Below are 14,840 nucleotides of genomic sequence, written 5' to 3'. Positions count from 1 at the left end.
CTCAGGCGCCACGGTTGAGGCGCTGCATGATCGGCGTGACCGAGATGCCGTGCAGCAGGATTGATCCCAGAATGATCAGCCCCACGGTTTCCCACAGAGCGTGCTGGTCCTCGAAAGCGCCATGGTTGAGCGCGAACGCCAGGTAATAGACCGAGCCAAGCCCGCGAATGCCGAAAAAGGCGATGACAAAACGTTCGAGCGCGGGGCGCCTGAGATCGATCAGCGCCAGCCAGCCGATCATCGGGCGGATCACCAGCAGCACCAAGGCGGCGACGAGAACATTGTCCCAGCCGATGTCCGCCAGCAGTTCGCCTCCGGTAAGAATGCCGCCGAACAGGACCAGCAGCACCATCATCACCAGCCGCTCGGTCTCGTCGGCGAAATCGTGCAGTTCCGAGTTGAAATTGTCCCCCGCCGCCGAGCGGTTGAGCATGAGACCCGCCACAAAAACCGCCAGAAATCCGTAGCCGAATGCAAACTCGGTCGTCGCATAGATGACCAACGTTGCACCCAGCGCGATGAAGCCGTCGCCGGTTCTCGAGAGCCTGGTATTCTGTGGCAGTCGGTAAATGATCTGCCCCAGCAGCCAGCCGCCTGCGGCGCCCATCAGCGCACCGACGCTCAACCGCCAGATGACGTCTTGCCACAGCCAGGTGCCCATTGTCGCGAAGCCCAGCGTGCCGGCGCTTGCCGCCAGCGCCAGATAGACGAAGGGAAAGGCCAGCGCGTCATTCAGGCCCGCCTCGGACGTCAGCGCAAACCGCGCCTCGTCGCCATCGTCGCTGTTGGGGCGCTCGATCTGGACATCGGAGGCCAGCACCGGATCGGTGGGCGCAAGACAGGCGCCCAGCAGCAACGCCGATGCGAGCGGAAGGCCGAGAATCCAGTGACCCGACAGGGCGATCGCGCCGATGGTCAGCGGCATGACGATCGCCAGCAACCGGATGGTGATTCCCCAATTCGCCAAAGTGAACGGCCGCCCGATCTTGAGGCCAGCGCCCATCAGCGAGATGATGACGATGAACTCGGTAGCCTTTTCGATCATCACCGGCGATTCCACCGGGTGCGGCGAAAAGACCGATAGGGGCGTGAAAGAGAACACCGCCATCCCAAGCCCGACAAAGATGATCGGCAAGGACAGCGGCAATTTCTTGAGCAACAGCGGCAGCCACGCGACCAGCAGCACCACGAGCCCGATGACGAGCAGCCAGATCTTGTAGTGTTCGAGCAGGAACGCACCGATCAGGCTGGTAAACATGGGATCGGCAAAGGCGGTGACATCAAGCTTAGGTGAGTCCGGGATGACCGAATGCCAGCGAACCGCGGTCATCAGTGCGCCGCACCCCAGCTTGGCCCGGTTCCGATTTCAACTCCCAGCGGCACGCTCAGCGTCACCGCAGGTTCGGCCGCGCCCTCCATTACTGCGCGAATGACCTGCGACGCCGCGTCGACATCGGCTTCGGGCAATTCAAACACCAGTTCATCGTGCACCTGCAGCAGCATGCGGACATGACCCAACCCGGCGGCCTCAAGCGCAGGCACCATCCGCGCCATCGCACGCTTGATGATGTCCGCGCTGGTGCCCTGGATCGGCGCGTTGATCGCGGCGCGCTCGCTGCCCTGGCGTTCGGCCTGGTTCTTGGAGTTGATCCGCGGAAAATGGGTCTTGCGACCGAACAGGGTCTCGGTGAAGCCGCATTCGCGCGCCTTCTCCATCGTCTCGGCGATATAGCGGTTGATGCCGGGGAAACGCTGGAAATAGGTGTCGATCATCGCCTGAGCCTCGTCGGCGGTGACCTCCAGACGCCCGGCCAGCCCCCAGCGCGAGATGCCATAGAGGATCGCGAAGTTGATCGTCTTGGCCCGTCCACGCGTGTCGCGGTTGACCTCGCCGAACAGCTCCAATGCAGTGCGGTTGTGGATGTCCTCGCCCTTGGCAAACGCATCGCGCAGCGTCTCGACATCGGCCATGTGCGCCGCCAGTCGCAACTCGATCTGGCTGTAGTCGGCCGCGAGGATGACATTGCCCGGCTCGGCGACGAAGGCATGACGGATCTGGCGGCCGATCTCGGTGCGGATCGGGATGTTCTGCAGATTGGGCTCGGTCGACGACAACCGCCCGGTCTGCGCGCCGACCAGGCTGTAGCTGGTGTGGACGCGGCCCGTGTCCGGGTTGATCTGCTCCTGCAGCGCATCGGTATAGGTGGACTTGAGCTTGGCGAGCTGGCGCCAGTCGAGCACCTTGCGCGAGATCTCCGATCCTTCGCCCGCCAGCTTTTCCAGCACGGTGACATCGGTCGAATAGGCGCCGGTCTTGCCCTTCTTGCCGCCCTTTAATCCCATCTTCTCGAACAGGATCTCGCCCAGCTGTTTGGGGCTGCCGATCGAAAAGCTCTGCCCGGCCAGCGCATGGATTTCGGTTTCCAGAGCGGCCATCCGCGTGGCGAAATCATGGCTCAGCGCGGCCAGCTGTTCGCGATCGACCTTGATGCCGTTGCGCTCCATGGCCGCTACAACCGGAATAAGCGGGCGATCGACCATCTGGTAGATGCGGGTCGCCCCCTCGATCGGCAGTCGCGGCTGCAGTACATGCCACAGCCTGAGCGTGACATCGGCGTCCTCGGCGGCATAGCGCGTCGCATCGCTGAGCGGCACCTCGTTGAAGCCGATCTGCTTCTTTCCGGTGCCGGTCAGCGATTTGAAGCTGATGCACTCATGCCCCAGATGCCGCTGGGCCAGCGCATCCATGCCATGTCCGCCGCTGCCGAATTCATGGCCGGCATCGAGCGTGAAGCTCATCACCATCGTGTCCTCGATCGGCGACACCGCGACGCCATGACGCGCGAGCACGTTGAGGTCGTATTTGAGGTTCTGGCCGATCTTGAGCACGCTGTCGTCCTCGAGCAGCGGCTTGAGCCTGGCTATCGCAACGTCCATTGCGATCTGATTGGGCTTTTCGGCAAACATGTCGCTGCCGCCATGGCCCAGCGGGACATAGCATGCCTCACCCGGAGCCAGCGCAAGACTGATGCCTACAAGCCGGGCCTGCATCGAATCGAGCGAATCGGTTTCGGTATCCACCGCGATGGTGCCGACGGCAAAAGCCCTGGCGATCCAGTCGTCGAGCGTCTCGACATCCTGCACGCAGACATAGCTGTCGGTGTCGATCGGAGGCATCGCGAGCGCCAGCGGTGCAATCGCGTTGCTGCTGCTCGGCGCGCCGGTGGCGGGTGACGACGACGCGGGCGACGCTTCGGCAGGACCGCTGGCGCCGAGCTTGCGCAGCAGGCTGGTAAAGCCATGCAGTTTGAGGAATTCGGCCAATGGCTCGGGCGGGATATCCTTCAGCAGGAAATCCTCAAGCTCGTTGGGCAGCGGGCAATCGTCCTTCAGCGTGACCAGCACCTTGCTCAGCCGGGCCATCTCGGCCTGCTCGATCAGGCTGTCGCGCAGCTTCGACGGCTTCATCGCAGGCGCGGCCGCCAGCACGCTTTCCAGATCGCCATGCTCGACGATCAGCTTGGATGCGGTCTTGGGGCCGACGCCGCGGATGCCGGGGACGTTGTCCACCGCATCGCCCATCAGCGCGAGCACATCACCCAGCTGCTCGGGGGTGACGCCGAACTTCTCCATCACCGCCTCGGGGCCCATGCGCACGTTCTTCATCGTGTCGAGCATGTCGAGCCCGGGCTGGATCAGCTGCATCAGGTCCTTGTCGGAACTGACGATGGTGACCTTCCATCCCTTGGCCAGCGCATCGAGCGCATAGCTTGCGATGATGTCGTCCGCCTCGACATTATCCTCCTCAATGCACGGCATGGAGAACGCGCGCGTCGCATCTCGGATCAGCGGAAACTGCGGCACCAGATCCTCGGGCGGGGCGGGGCGGTGCGCCTTGTACTGGTCGTACAGATCGTTGCGAAAGCTCTGCGAGCTCTTGTCGAGGATCACCGCCATATGCGTCGGACCATCGGCCTTGTGCAGGTCATCCGCCAGCTTCCACAGCATCGTGGTATAGCCATAGACCGCGCCCACCGGGGTGCCTTCCGGGTTGGTCAGCGGCGGCAAGCGGTGATAGGCGCGAAAGATGTAGGACGATCCGTCGACGAGATAGAGGTGGTTCTGCTGGCACATGGGCCAACCGATAGCAGCGGCTTTCGGCACGGTCATGCAGTTTCGGAACTCGGGCCATCGCATGCGCGTAGCGTCGGGACGCACAAGGCGTATACCAACGCGCCACATTGAAGGAGCAATTCTCATGCGTACTTTTGCAATCGTCAGCCTTGCAGCACTGGCCCTGGGCGTTTCGGCCTGTTCGGCCGAGACCGAAAACAAGACCGATGCCGCTGCCGAGGCTGCAGGCGATGATATCGAGGCCAATGTCGATGCCGCTGGCGAAGCGATCGACGACACCATGGATGATGTCGAAGCCAGCGTCGATCAGGCTGCCAAGGATCTGGATGCCGAAGCCGACAAGGCCGGCGACAAGATCGAAAAGGAATGGGACGACGCCAAGGCTGAGGTCCGCAAAGAAACCGACTGAGGTTCGCCCTACAACAGACTAGCCTGCTCGATCGCCTGTGATCGGGCAGGCAGGCTGAAGCGCATCCCGTCCTCGCCCATCACCACATCGCCCGAATAGGCATCTGCCACCCCGCGCAGATAATAGGGATGCAGCAGCCGTGTCGGCATTCGCGGCACGATATGGGTGAACACCAGCATCCGTGCCTTGCCGCGCCGGGCCACGCCTGCCACCGCCACAGGCGAACTGTGATAATTGGTGGTGTCCGCCATGATCTTGGCGATCCGGGTATCGCCGCGGGACTTGGCCGTAGCCGAAATCCTGTTGACCATGTCGATGTTAAGCACCTCGTGCACCAGGACATCGCAGCCATCGCACATCGCCGAAACCATCTTCGTCGGCTTGGTATCGCCGCTGATCACCACCGATCGTCCCTTGTAGTCGAACCTGTAGCCTAGAGCTGGCTCTATCGGGTCGTGATCAACTCGGAAGGCGGTAACGCGGACGCCCTCGCGCTGGTACACCACCGCCTTGTCCGCCGGGCCATCGACCGTGATGATGTTGGCGCGCGCACCTGCACCGCTGCGCGGCATGATGTCGGCGCCATGGTGCGCGATGCGATAGCCGTAATCGGCGGTGTAGGCGGTATCGAAACCGGCCACGACGCGCTCGACGCCCTGCGGCCCGAAGACCGGCAGCGCAGCCTTGCGCCCACTGCTTGCCCAGCGCAGCATCAGCACCTCGCCGAGCCCGTCGATATGGTCCGAATGGAAATGGGTAAGGAACGCCGCGTCGATCTTGCCCAGCGACACCCCGATCTGGCCGATCCTGCGGCCAGCGCCCGAGCCTGAATCCACGAGGAAAACCTGCTTGCCCGCGATCACCAGGGTGCAGGGGCCGGAGCGCGCGGGATCGGGCAGGGGCGAACCCGTGCCACACAGGATGACGTGCAGCCCGTCCTCAAGATCGTCGGTCGCATCCTTGCCATAGCTGGCTTCCAGCGCCCGGGAAAAAGCGATCTCGCCAAGGCGTTCGCGCGTGGCCCACAGCGTCGCGGCGATCGCTGCCACCACCAACAAAAGCACGACCAGACGGCGCATCGGCAATCCCCTCGATATTATGGCATAGATAGTGACATAATATCGAGGGGATTGCCAGTGGCGATTAGCGGGCGAAGATTTCCGATAGGGACAAGGTAAGCCCGAGGTGAGGGAGGGGGGCTTTCATCGTAGCAAGGTATAACCTTCGCCACCGCCGTAAAAGGTGGCTTGGCAGAGCCATCGGTGCACCATAGACTGCCTCTGCCCGCAACTGCCGCATCGAGATGGACCACCATCAGGGAGCGGGCGGTATCGTTTCTGTCGCGCGCCTGGGCAATCTGCTGATCGAAAGGCATGGCCCATGACCCAAGCAAAATCACCCTTCAATGTCGTCTTCGTCCTGTTCGACAATGTCACCCAGCTTGATTTCACCGGACCCGCGCAGTTCCTGTGCAGGATGCCGGGGGCAAAGGTGCATGTCGCGGCGGCGAGCCTCGATCCGGTTATGACGGATGTCGGGTTCGGCATCATGCCCACAGTGACGTTTGAAGATTGTCCTCAGGCCGATTTGCTGTGCTTGCCGGGAGGTCTGGGCGTTGCGCCTGCGCTCAGCGATGATGCGCTGATCGCGTTCGTGCGGGCACAGGCATCGGCCGCGCAATGGGTGACCAGCGTATGCACCGGCGCATTTATCCTTGGCCGGGCAGGGTTGCTGCAGGGAAGGCGTGCAACAACGCACTGGGGCTACACCAACCTGCTGCCGATGGTCGGGGCCTTGCATGAAGACGCGCGCACCGTGTTCGACGGCAACGTGGTGACAGCAGGCGGGGTGACTTCGGGGATCGACTTTGCGCTGACGATCATCGCGCACCTGCACGGCGAGGATGTCGCGCGATCGCTGCAGCTCAACTTCGAATACGACCCCGCGCCGCCCTTTGCCGGGGGCACGCCTGTCACCAGCCCGCCGCACATCGTGCAGGCCATGCAGACCCGGTTCTACGACGCCCGTTCGGCCGAGATGGAGGCCGCGCTCGTCGCGACCGCGTAACACGAAAAAGGGCCGGAAGGTTTCCCCTCCGGCCCCGTTTTCTTGTGCGTTGGCTTGGTAGCCGAGCAGCGTGGATCAGAAATCCATGCCGCCCATGCCGCCCATTCCACCCATGCCGCCGGGCATGCCGCCGCCCGAAGACTTGTCTTCAGGTGCGTCACAGATGGCAGCTTCGGTGGTGATCAGCAGACCGGCAACCGAGGCCGCGTCCTGCAGGGCAGCGCGCACGACCTTGGTCGGATCGATCACGCCAGCGGCCACCAGGTTTTCGTACACATCGGTCGATGCGTTGAAGCCCAGCGTTTCGTCGTTGCCGTCGAGCAGCTTGCCCGAAACGACAGCGCCATCATGGCCTGCGTTCTGTGCGATCTGGCGAACCGGAGCGTACAGTGCCTTGCGGATGATATCGATGCCGCGGGTCTGGTCGTCGTTGAGACCGGTCATGCCTTCGAGCGCACGGGTTGCATAGAGCAGCGCCGTTCCGCCGCCGGGGACGATGCCTTCTTCGACGGCTGCGCGGGTTGCGTGCAGTGCGTCGTCGACGCGGTCCTTCTTTTCCTTCACTTCGACTTCCGAAGCGCCACCGATCTTGATCACGGCAACACCGCCGGCGAGCTTGGCCAGACGTTCCTGCAGCTTTTCACGATCATAATCGCTGGTGGTGTTCTCGATCTGCGAGCGGATGGCTTCCACGCGGGCCTTGATCGCGTCGGCTTCACCGGCGCCATCGACGATGGTGGTGTTGTCCTTGTCGATCGAAACGCGCTTGGCCTGGCCGAGCATGCCCAGGGTCACGCTTTCCAGCTTGATGCCCAGGTCTTCGCTGACCATTTCACCCTTGCTGAGGATCGCGATATCTTCCAGCATCGCCTTGCGACGATCGCCGAAGCCAGGCGCCTTGACCGCAGCAACTTTCAGGCCGCCACGCAGCTTGTTGACCACCAGGGTCGCCAGCGCTTCGCCTTCGATGTCTTCTGCGATGATCAGCAGCGGACGACCGGTCTGGACGACAGCTTCCAGGATCGGCAGCATCGCCTGCAGGTTCGACAGCTTCTTTTCGTGGATCAGGATGTAGGGGTTGTCGAGTTCAACCGTCATCTTGTCCGGGTTGGTGATGAAGTAGGGCGACAGATAGCCGCGATCGAACTGCATGCCTTCAACGACATCCAGTTCCGATTCCATGCCCTTGGCTTCTTCGACGGTGATGACGCCTTCCTTGCCGACCTTTTCCATGGCCTGCGCGATCATCTCGCCGATTTCCTTCTCGCCATTGGCCGAGATGGTGCCGACCTGGGCGATCTCGTTGGTGCCGGCGACGGGCTTCGAGCGCGCCTTGAGCGATTCGACGACCTTGGTCACCGCCAGATCGATACCGCGCTTGAGGTCCATGGGGTTCATGCCGGCAGCAACCGACTTCATGCCTTCGCGCACGATGGCCTGGGCCAGAACGGTGGCAGTGGTGGTGCCGTCGCCTGCGATGTCGTTGGTCTTGGAAGCAACTTCCTTGACCATCTGCGCGCCCATGTTCTCGAACTTGTCCTTGAGTTCGATTTCCTTGGCGACGGTGACGCCGTCCTTGGTGATGCGCGGTGCGCCGAAGCTCTTGTCGATGACGACGTTGCGGCCCTTGGGGCCCAAAGTCACCTTGACGGCGTCAGCGAGGATATCAACGCCGCGCAGAATGCGTTCGCGGGCGTCGCGGCCAAACTTTACGTCTTTAGCAGCCATGAGTGTGTTCCTTTATGTCGATTGAGGTCAGTCGGGTTGATCGGATCGATCAGCCCAGAATGCCCAGAATGTCGCTTTCCTTCATGATGATCAGGTCTTCACCATTGATCTTCACTTCGGTGCCCGACCACTTGCCGAACAGGATCTTGTCGCCAACCTTGACGTCGAGGGCGATGCGATCGCCGTCCTCGTCGCGGGTGCCTTCACCGATGGCGATCACTTCGCCTTCGGAGGGCTTTTCCTTGGCTGCGTCGGGGATGATGATCCCGCCAGCGGTCTTTTCTTCGGCTTCGATGCGGCGCACCAGAACCCGGTCGTGCAACGGACGAAATGTCATGCGTTAAGCCTTTCCTTGCGTCACTGAAATTAGTGAAACCCCCTGCGCGGCAGGCGCATCGGATGATGGCCGCGTCCGCGATTAGCACTCTATCGGGGTGAGTGCTAACGAAGCGCTAGATAGCGGTCGCCGCGCTGTGGTCAACCCATGCGCAGCGGAAATTTTTGCGTGAGCGGAGGAAACGGGGTAACCTCGCATCATTACGGGACGAACGGAAAGATGGGCAGGCGGGGCAAGCCATCCTCGCTGCTCGCACGTGACCACTCAAGCACCATGATCCACCGAACCGAGAGGACCTTGAAGATGTCGAATTCCATGCTCACCCTGGGCGCTGCCGCTGCCGCCGTTCTGGCCGCTGCCACCGTCGCCGCGACCCCCGCCGCCGCTGCCGGCGAGAAGGAAAAGTGCTACGGCGTATCGCTGAAGGGCAAGAACGACTGCGCCGCCGGCCCCGGCACCTCGTGCGCCGGCACCTCGACGGTCGACTATCAGGGCAGCGCCTGGAAGTATGTCGCCAAGGGCGAGTGCTCCAAGATGGGCGGTTCGCTCACCCCGCTCAAGGGCAACACCAAGCCCGCGCCCAAGGGCTGATTGCATCCGATGGTCGAAGGCCCGATGTTCCTGCCCCCCGAAACAGGCATCGGGCTGAAGCCGGCCCACTATCGCGAAGTTCTGGAGTCCCCCAACGGCTGCCCCGGTCCTGCATGGGTCGAGGTGCATCCCCAGAACTATTTCGTCGATGGTGGGCCGCCCCATCGCTGGCTGACCGCGGTTGCAGAGCGCCTTCCGCTGAGCTTTCACAGCGTCGGTCTGTCGATAGGTACGGCCGAGGGGCTGGATGAGGACGAGCTGGAACAACTCGCCCAGCTGTGCGACCGGTACAACCCCGCCAGCGTCTCCGACCACCTCAGCTGGTCGGGCAACAGCACCGACCGCTACGCCGATCTGTTGCCCATCGCCTACACCCGCGCCACGCTCGATCATGTCGCAGCGCAGATCGGACGGGTTCAGGATCGCCTCAGACGCCCGCTCCTGATCGAGAACCCGTCGCGTTATCTGGCCTTTGCGCGCGACGAAATGGATGAGGTCGATTTCATCCACGCGCTTTGTGCGCGCAGCGGCTGCGGTTTGCTGTTCGACATCAACAACGTCGAGGTCAGCTGCACCAATCTGGAGCTCGATCCTTTCGCCTGTGTGGATGCGATCGATCCCCAGATCGTGGGCGAGATCCATCTCGCGGGCCATGCCACCGAGTGGCACGACAATCGCCCGTTGCTGATCGACGATCACGGCAGCCCGGTCAGCGCATTGACCTGGCAGCTGTTCGACCGGTTTATCGGCAGGGCAGGGGCAAGGCCCGTGCTGATCGAATGGGACACCGATGTGCCCGAATACGGCGTGCTGATGGCCGAGGCGGCGCGAGCCAGCGGCCACATGGCACGCGCTGCTGCTGCCCGCGCAGTACTGAGTGCGTGACACCATGACCGACCTCAAGGCCGATCAGGCACGTTTCATCGCAGTGCTGCAGGAGGGACCCGCCGCCTTTCCCGATGGGCTGTTCGCAGGCGAGCCATCGCGTGCGCTGCTCGGTCTCAAGGCGCACGCCAACACCATCAGCCACGCCCGGCTGGTCGCGCTGGAACAGACCTATCCGCGCACGCTCGAGCATCTGGGGCACGCCTCATTCAATGCACTGTCGCGCGAATTCATCGAGCTGCCCGATGTGCGCCAGCGCAAGCTCATGCAGATAGGCGAGGGCTTTTCTGCGTTTCTGGCACTCCGCCACCCCGACCGGCAGGTGGCCGATCTCGCTGCGGTGGAATGGGCCTGGCTGCAAAGCTATCATGCAGCAGATGCGCCAGCGCTGGCGCTCGGCGATCTGGCGGCTTACGACGAGCCGGGGCTGCTCGCGCTGGAGGTGGTACTGCATCCCTCGAGCCGGATCGTCGCCACCGGCAGCGCGGTGACGGAGCTTTTCCCCGAAGTGGAGGCCAGCTGCGCGTCCTGTGCGGCGATCCTGGTCACACGCCCGCTGGACACCGTCCGGCTGCTGCCTCTCAACAGATTACAGGCCCAGATTGCGCATGGCGCACAAAATTGCGCGACCATGGGTAACCTTCTGCAGACGGCCATCGAAACATTGGGCGAGGCAGAGGCCTTGTCGACCGTGTTCGCCTTGATCGAGGCGGGCATGCTGGCAAGACCGGGGGGCTGAGACCTGGCAGGCGCGTTCCGGCAGCAACGGACATCCGTTGAGGCGCGCGGTGACGGGCAGATGGCCTTCCCGAACTTCCAATGCCTCTGATGTTTCAGGCCCATATGGAAGCCTTGCCCATGATGTCTCTGCTCCAGCGCCCCCTTGCGCTGCTTGATACACGGTTGTTCGAGGGGGTTGCCCTTCTGGTTGTGCGGCTGGCGCTTGCGGCGCAGTTCTGGCGTTCGGCGCGCACCAAGATCGTCGACGGAAGCTGGCTGGAGATCGATCCCATCACCTTCGATCTGTTTCGCGACGAATACCACATGCCCGTGCCCGAGATCACCGGCGTCATTGCGACCTATGCCGAGCATGCCCTGGCTGCGCTGGTGATGCTGGGGCTGGCGACGCGGTTCGGCGCGGCGGGGTTGCTCGTCATGACGGCAGTGATCCAGCTGTTCGTCTATCCCGAAGCGTTCTGGAATCCGCATGTGCTGTGGTTCGGCCTCGCGCTGGTGCTGCTGGCACGCGGCGGAGGACTGTTTGCGCTCGACCGGGCCTTTGACCGATCGAGCAATGCCAGGGTGGCGCTGCGCTGATGCTTGCCGCTTCGCCGCTGGCCGCGTAGATTTCGAACCCACATGGCCAGTGAGGATGAAACGCTGCGGCAATTGATGCTGGCTGCCCAGGCAGGCGACCGGCAAGCCTATGCGCGCCTGCTGCGCGCGTGCCAGATGTGGCTGACACGTTATTTCGCCCGGCGGATTCCCCCATCGCAGATCGACGATCTGGTGCAGGAGACGCTGATCTCGGTGCACCGCAAGCGCGCGAGCTATGACGGCGAGCGGGCCTTCCTGCCCTGGCTGGCCGCGATCGGCCGCTACCGATGGATCGATCACCTGCGCAAGGTCTATCGCGCCAGCGAAACCGGACTCGATGAAGCCCTGCACGCCGCACCGCAGGACGAGTCTGTAGTCGACATGCTCAGCGTCGATGCGCTGCTGCTGCAGTTGCCCGACCGGCAAGCCGAAGTGATCCGGCTGGTCAAGATCGCAGGCTACAGCATCAGCGAAGCCGCTGCGCGCACCGGCCAATCGGAATCGCTGGTCAAGGTCAACATCCATCGCGGCATCCGCCGGATGAGCGCGATGATCGAGAAAGTGTAACCCCATGGCTCACCGCCACGAACTCGTCTGGAACCTGTTGGATGCCTGCAAGGCGTCACCGTCTGCGCTCCGGTATGTCCCGTACAGCGCAACACGAATTGGATCTGATCATGCAGCATGATGCCTCCACTCCGGGCAAACCCGGGGTGGACCTCTTGGATATAGACAGGCTGGCAGGCGAACTTGTGCCCGTGCGCCGGTTGCGGGTGCGGGAGGGCCTGGCGATTGCGCTCGCGATGATGGCGATTTGCGGTCTGGCGATCGGCTTTGGCCTTGGCGTGCGGGGCGATGTCGCCAATGGCGTGCCGCACTGGATGTTCATCGCGCGCTCGGCGACGCTGCTGGGCCTGGGGACCGCTGCAGCGGCAGCAGCGCTGTCATCGGCCAGCCCGTCGATCGGCGGCGCCCGCCGCACGTTCTGGACATGGACTCTTGCCATCGCCTCGGTCTTCCCGCTGGGCGCGATAGGGGTGTGGATCGGCGATTTCCGCTCGCTGGACGACGCCCGCAGGTTTCTCGATCCGCAATACGGCATGCAGTGCCTTCGGATGAGCGCGCTGTGCGCGGCATTCATCGGCACCGCGATGACGGTTTGGATGAAGCGCGGTGCCCCCGTCTCGCCCAACCGCTCGGGATGGCTGGTCGGGCTCGCATCCGGCAGTCTGGGCGCTGCTGCCTACTCGATCAGCTGCAGCGAGAATGTCGTGATGTACATCGGCACGTGGTACACACTGGCGATTGCCGGCTGCGCCATCGCCGGGCGGCTCATCGTACCCCGGGTTCTGCGCTGGTGAACCGTTCGCCACGTCGGTTATCGAACGCTGTTCGCCGTCTGTCGCGCGAAGCGGTGGCATTTGGCATCAACGCCCCCTAGATACAGGTATGGGGCACATCCGCCCGCAGCGGAGCTTTTTGGATCATGGGTTTTGTCAAAGGCGCCTGGAAGGTGCTGGTGGCCATCAAGGACGGGCTCGTCCTGCTGGCCATGCTGTTGTTCTTCGGGATCATCCTTGCCGCGCTGTCGTCGCGGCCCAATCCCGCCGCGGTGACCGAAGGGGCTTTGCTCGTCCAACTGGACGGCGTCATCGTCGAGGAGCCCGAGAATATCGACCCCATCGCCACGCTGCTCGGCGGCCAGGCGCCGCTCAAGCAGTTTCGCGAGCGCGACGTTATCCGCGCCATCGACACCGCAGCTGAAGATGACCGCATCAAGGTCATCGCGCTCGATCTCGACCGGTTCATGGGCGGCGGGCAGGTTTCGCTCGAGCAGATCGGCGAGGCGATTGGCCGCGCCAAGGCCAAGGGCAAGCCGGTTTACACTTTTGCGACCTTCTACAGCGATTCCGCCTATCTGCTGGCAGCGCATGCCAGCGAGATCTGGATCGATCCGATGGGCGGCGCAGCCTTTACCGGACCGGGCGGTTCGCGCCTGTATTACAAGGACTTCCTCGACCGCTTCAAGGTGACGGCGCATGTCTATCGGGTCGGCACGTTCAAGAGCGCTGTCGAACCCTATCTGCGGTCCGACCAGTCACCCGAAGCCAAGCAGGTGCTGCTTGCGGTGTATCAGCCGATCTGGGCCAACTGGCAGGCCAATGTGAAGAAGGCGCGGCCCAAGGCGGATCTGGCGAGCTATATCGCCGATCCCGCCGCCGCGGTCACCGCAGCGAACGGCGATCTGGTCAAGCTTGCGACCGACCGCAAGATCATCGACAAGGTCGGCGACCGCACGGCGTTCGGCAAGCGCGTCGCAGCGCTCGCCGGGGCAGACGAGGACGAGGGGCCAGGCGCTTTCAAGCACACCAGCCTGGGCGACTGGGTCGCGGCCAATCCGGCCAAGACCGGCGGCGATGAGGTCGGGGTGATCACCATCGCGGGCACGATCGTCGATGGCGAGGCCGGACCCGGAACCGCAGGCGGCGACCGCATCGAGAAGCTGCTGTACGAAGGGCTGCAGCGCGACAACCTGAAGGCGCTGGTGGTTCGCGTCGATTCGCCGGGTGGGTCGGCGTTCGCATCGGAACAGATTCGCCGTGCTATCGAGGTCTATCGCGGTAGGAAGATCCCCGTGGTCATCTCGATGGGCAACGTCGCAGCCAGCGGCGGCTATTGGGTCGCGACGGCAGGCGATACCATCTTTGCCGAGCCTTCGACTATCACCGGATCGATCGGCATCTTTGCCGTGCTGCCGAGCTTCGAGCGCGCGCTTGCCGACTATGGCGTGAAGGCAGATGGCGTGGCGACCACCGATCTGTCGGGCCAGCCCGATGTGTTCGGCGGCTTCAACAGCACCGTCGACACCTTCATCCAGGGCACGATCGAGCATGACTATCGCCGCTTTCTGGGACTGGTCGGCAAGGCGCGAGGGATGACCCCTGCACAGGTCGATCAGATCGCGCAGGGCCGGGTCTGGGATGGCGGCACCGCCCGCCAGATCAAGCTGGTCGACCGCTTCGGGTCGATCGACGATGCGATTGCCGAGGCGGCGAAGCGCGCCAAGCTCAAGGATGACGGCTATTCGGTGCGCTATCTGCAAACCGAGCCCGATGCCTTCGAACAGTTCGTCTCGGGCATGTTCGGTCCGACCGAGGACAGCCAGCAGGCCCATGGACTTGTCGCGCAGCTCGCCTGGCAACAGCAGGCGGCGCTGGGGCAGGTGATCGGCGATCTCAACGTGCTCGGCGGGACCCAGGGCGTGCAGGCATGGTGCCTGGAATGCTCGGGCGCCCTCCCACCACGTACGTCCGCGCGGGCAGAGCTCGGCTGGCTCGCGCAGATGTTGAGCCTCAAGGGAACCTGAGCCCG

The 14,840-nt window shown here is 63.4% G+C and carries 14 protein-coding genes and 1 riboswitch; of the genes, 9 read left to right on the top strand and 5 right to left on the bottom strand.

The features are described 5' to 3' along the window. Position 1: 1 nt before the first annotated feature. Positions 2-1,330 carry a cation:proton antiporter gene (locus B5J99_RS15035; protein ID WP_117352845.1) on the bottom strand — a complete coding sequence of 443 codons (1,329 nt, stop codon included), beginning with the start codon at positions 1,328-1,330 and terminating at the stop codon, positions 2-4. Continuing rightward, the gene (gene polA / locus B5J99_RS15030) at positions 1,330-4,134 is read right to left on the bottom strand and encodes a DNA polymerase I (protein ID WP_117352844.1); all 2,805 of its coding nucleotides are present in this window, start codon (positions 4,132-4,134) and stop codon (positions 1,330-1,332) included. The genes B5J99_RS15035 and polA overlap by 1 nt, the downstream gene beginning before the upstream one ends. 124 nt (positions 4,135-4,258) lie before the next feature. Here polA and B5J99_RS15025 point away from each other — a divergent pair, with 124 nt between their 5' ends. Continuing rightward, complete coding sequence (locus B5J99_RS15025) at positions 4,259-4,543, top strand: hypothetical protein (RefSeq protein ID WP_054135264.1); 285 nt, start codon at positions 4,259-4,261, stop codon at positions 4,541-4,543. An 8-nt stretch (positions 4,544-4,551) separates the two neighbouring features. Here B5J99_RS15025 and B5J99_RS15020 read toward each other — a convergent pair whose 3' ends face one another. Next, the gene (locus B5J99_RS15020; RefSeq protein WP_117352843.1) at positions 4,552-5,622 is read right to left on the bottom strand and encodes an MBL fold metallo-hydrolase; all 1,071 of its coding nucleotides are present in this window, start codon (positions 5,620-5,622) and stop codon (positions 4,552-4,554) included. Between the two features lie 197 nt (positions 5,623-5,819). Then, a riboswitch (ZMP/ZTP riboswitch) is annotated at positions 5,820-5,904 on the top strand. A gap of 19 nt (positions 5,905-5,923) precedes the next feature. Here B5J99_RS15020 and B5J99_RS15015 point away from each other — a divergent pair. After that, entirely contained in the window at positions 5,924-6,610 is a 687-nt protein-coding gene (locus tag B5J99_RS15015; RefSeq protein WP_117352842.1) for a DJ-1/PfpI family protein, read from the top strand. 75 nt (positions 6,611-6,685) lie between these two features. Here B5J99_RS15015 and groL read toward each other — a convergent pair whose 3' ends face one another. Further along, positions 6,686-8,338, bottom strand: a complete 1,653-nt coding sequence (gene groL, locus B5J99_RS15010) for a chaperonin GroEL (protein WP_054135261.1) — start codon at positions 8,336-8,338, stop codon at positions 6,686-6,688. 49 nt (positions 8,339-8,387) lie between these two features. Continuing rightward, on the bottom strand, positions 8,388-8,675 hold the full coding sequence (groES, locus tag B5J99_RS15005; protein WP_054135260.1) for a co-chaperone GroES: 288 nt from the start codon (positions 8,673-8,675) through the stop codon (positions 8,388-8,390). Positions 8,676-8,978: 303 nt separating this feature from the next. Between groES and B5J99_RS15000 the strand changes: the two genes are divergently transcribed. The 7 genes from B5J99_RS15000 (at position 8,979) to sppA (ending at position 14,835) form a co-directional block, all read left to right on the top strand. Next, the gene (locus tag B5J99_RS15000; RefSeq protein WP_054135259.1) at positions 8,979-9,266 is read left to right on the top strand and encodes a BufA1 family periplasmic bufferin-type metallophore; all 288 of its coding nucleotides are present in this window, start codon (positions 8,979-8,981) and stop codon (positions 9,264-9,266) included. 9 nt (positions 9,267-9,275) lie between these two features. Then, positions 9,276-10,151, top strand: coding sequence for an MNIO family bufferin maturase (gene bufB, locus B5J99_RS14995; RefSeq protein ID WP_069050052.1), 876 nt, complete (start codon positions 9,276-9,278; stop codon positions 10,149-10,151). 4 nt (positions 10,152-10,155) lie between these two features. Beyond that, positions 10,156-10,890 carry an HvfC/BufC family peptide modification chaperone gene (locus B5J99_RS14990; RefSeq protein ID WP_162892626.1) on the top strand — a complete coding sequence of 245 codons (735 nt, stop codon included), beginning with the start codon at positions 10,156-10,158 and terminating at the stop codon, positions 10,888-10,890. Positions 10,891-11,009: 119 nt separating this feature from the next. Next, positions 11,010-11,468, top strand: a complete 459-nt coding sequence (locus tag B5J99_RS14985; RefSeq protein WP_117353540.1) for a DoxX family protein — start codon at positions 11,010-11,012, stop codon at positions 11,466-11,468. A gap of 42 nt (positions 11,469-11,510) precedes the next feature. Then, a complete protein-coding gene (locus tag B5J99_RS14980; protein WP_117352841.1) occupies positions 11,511-12,035 on the top strand; it encodes a sigma-70 family RNA polymerase sigma factor in 525 nt (174 codons plus the stop codon). A gap of 110 nt (positions 12,036-12,145) precedes the next feature. Next, positions 12,146-12,829, top strand: a complete 684-nt coding sequence (locus B5J99_RS14975; protein WP_162892625.1) for an NrsF family protein — start codon at positions 12,146-12,148, stop codon at positions 12,827-12,829. 125 nt (positions 12,830-12,954) lie between these two features. Next, positions 12,955-14,835 (top strand): signal peptide peptidase SppA, encoded by a 1,881-nt coding sequence (sppA, locus tag B5J99_RS14970; RefSeq protein WP_117352839.1) that lies wholly within the window; start codon positions 12,955-12,957, stop codon positions 14,833-14,835. The last annotated feature ends 5 nt before the right edge of the window (positions 14,836-14,840 follow it).

It is taken from the genome of Blastomonas fulva (genome assembly GCF_003431825.1).
GTDB classification, from domain to species: Bacteria; Pseudomonadota; Alphaproteobacteria; order Sphingomonadales; family Sphingomonadaceae; genus Blastomonas; species Blastomonas fulva.
This window is presented reverse-complemented; position numbering and strand designations above follow the sequence as displayed.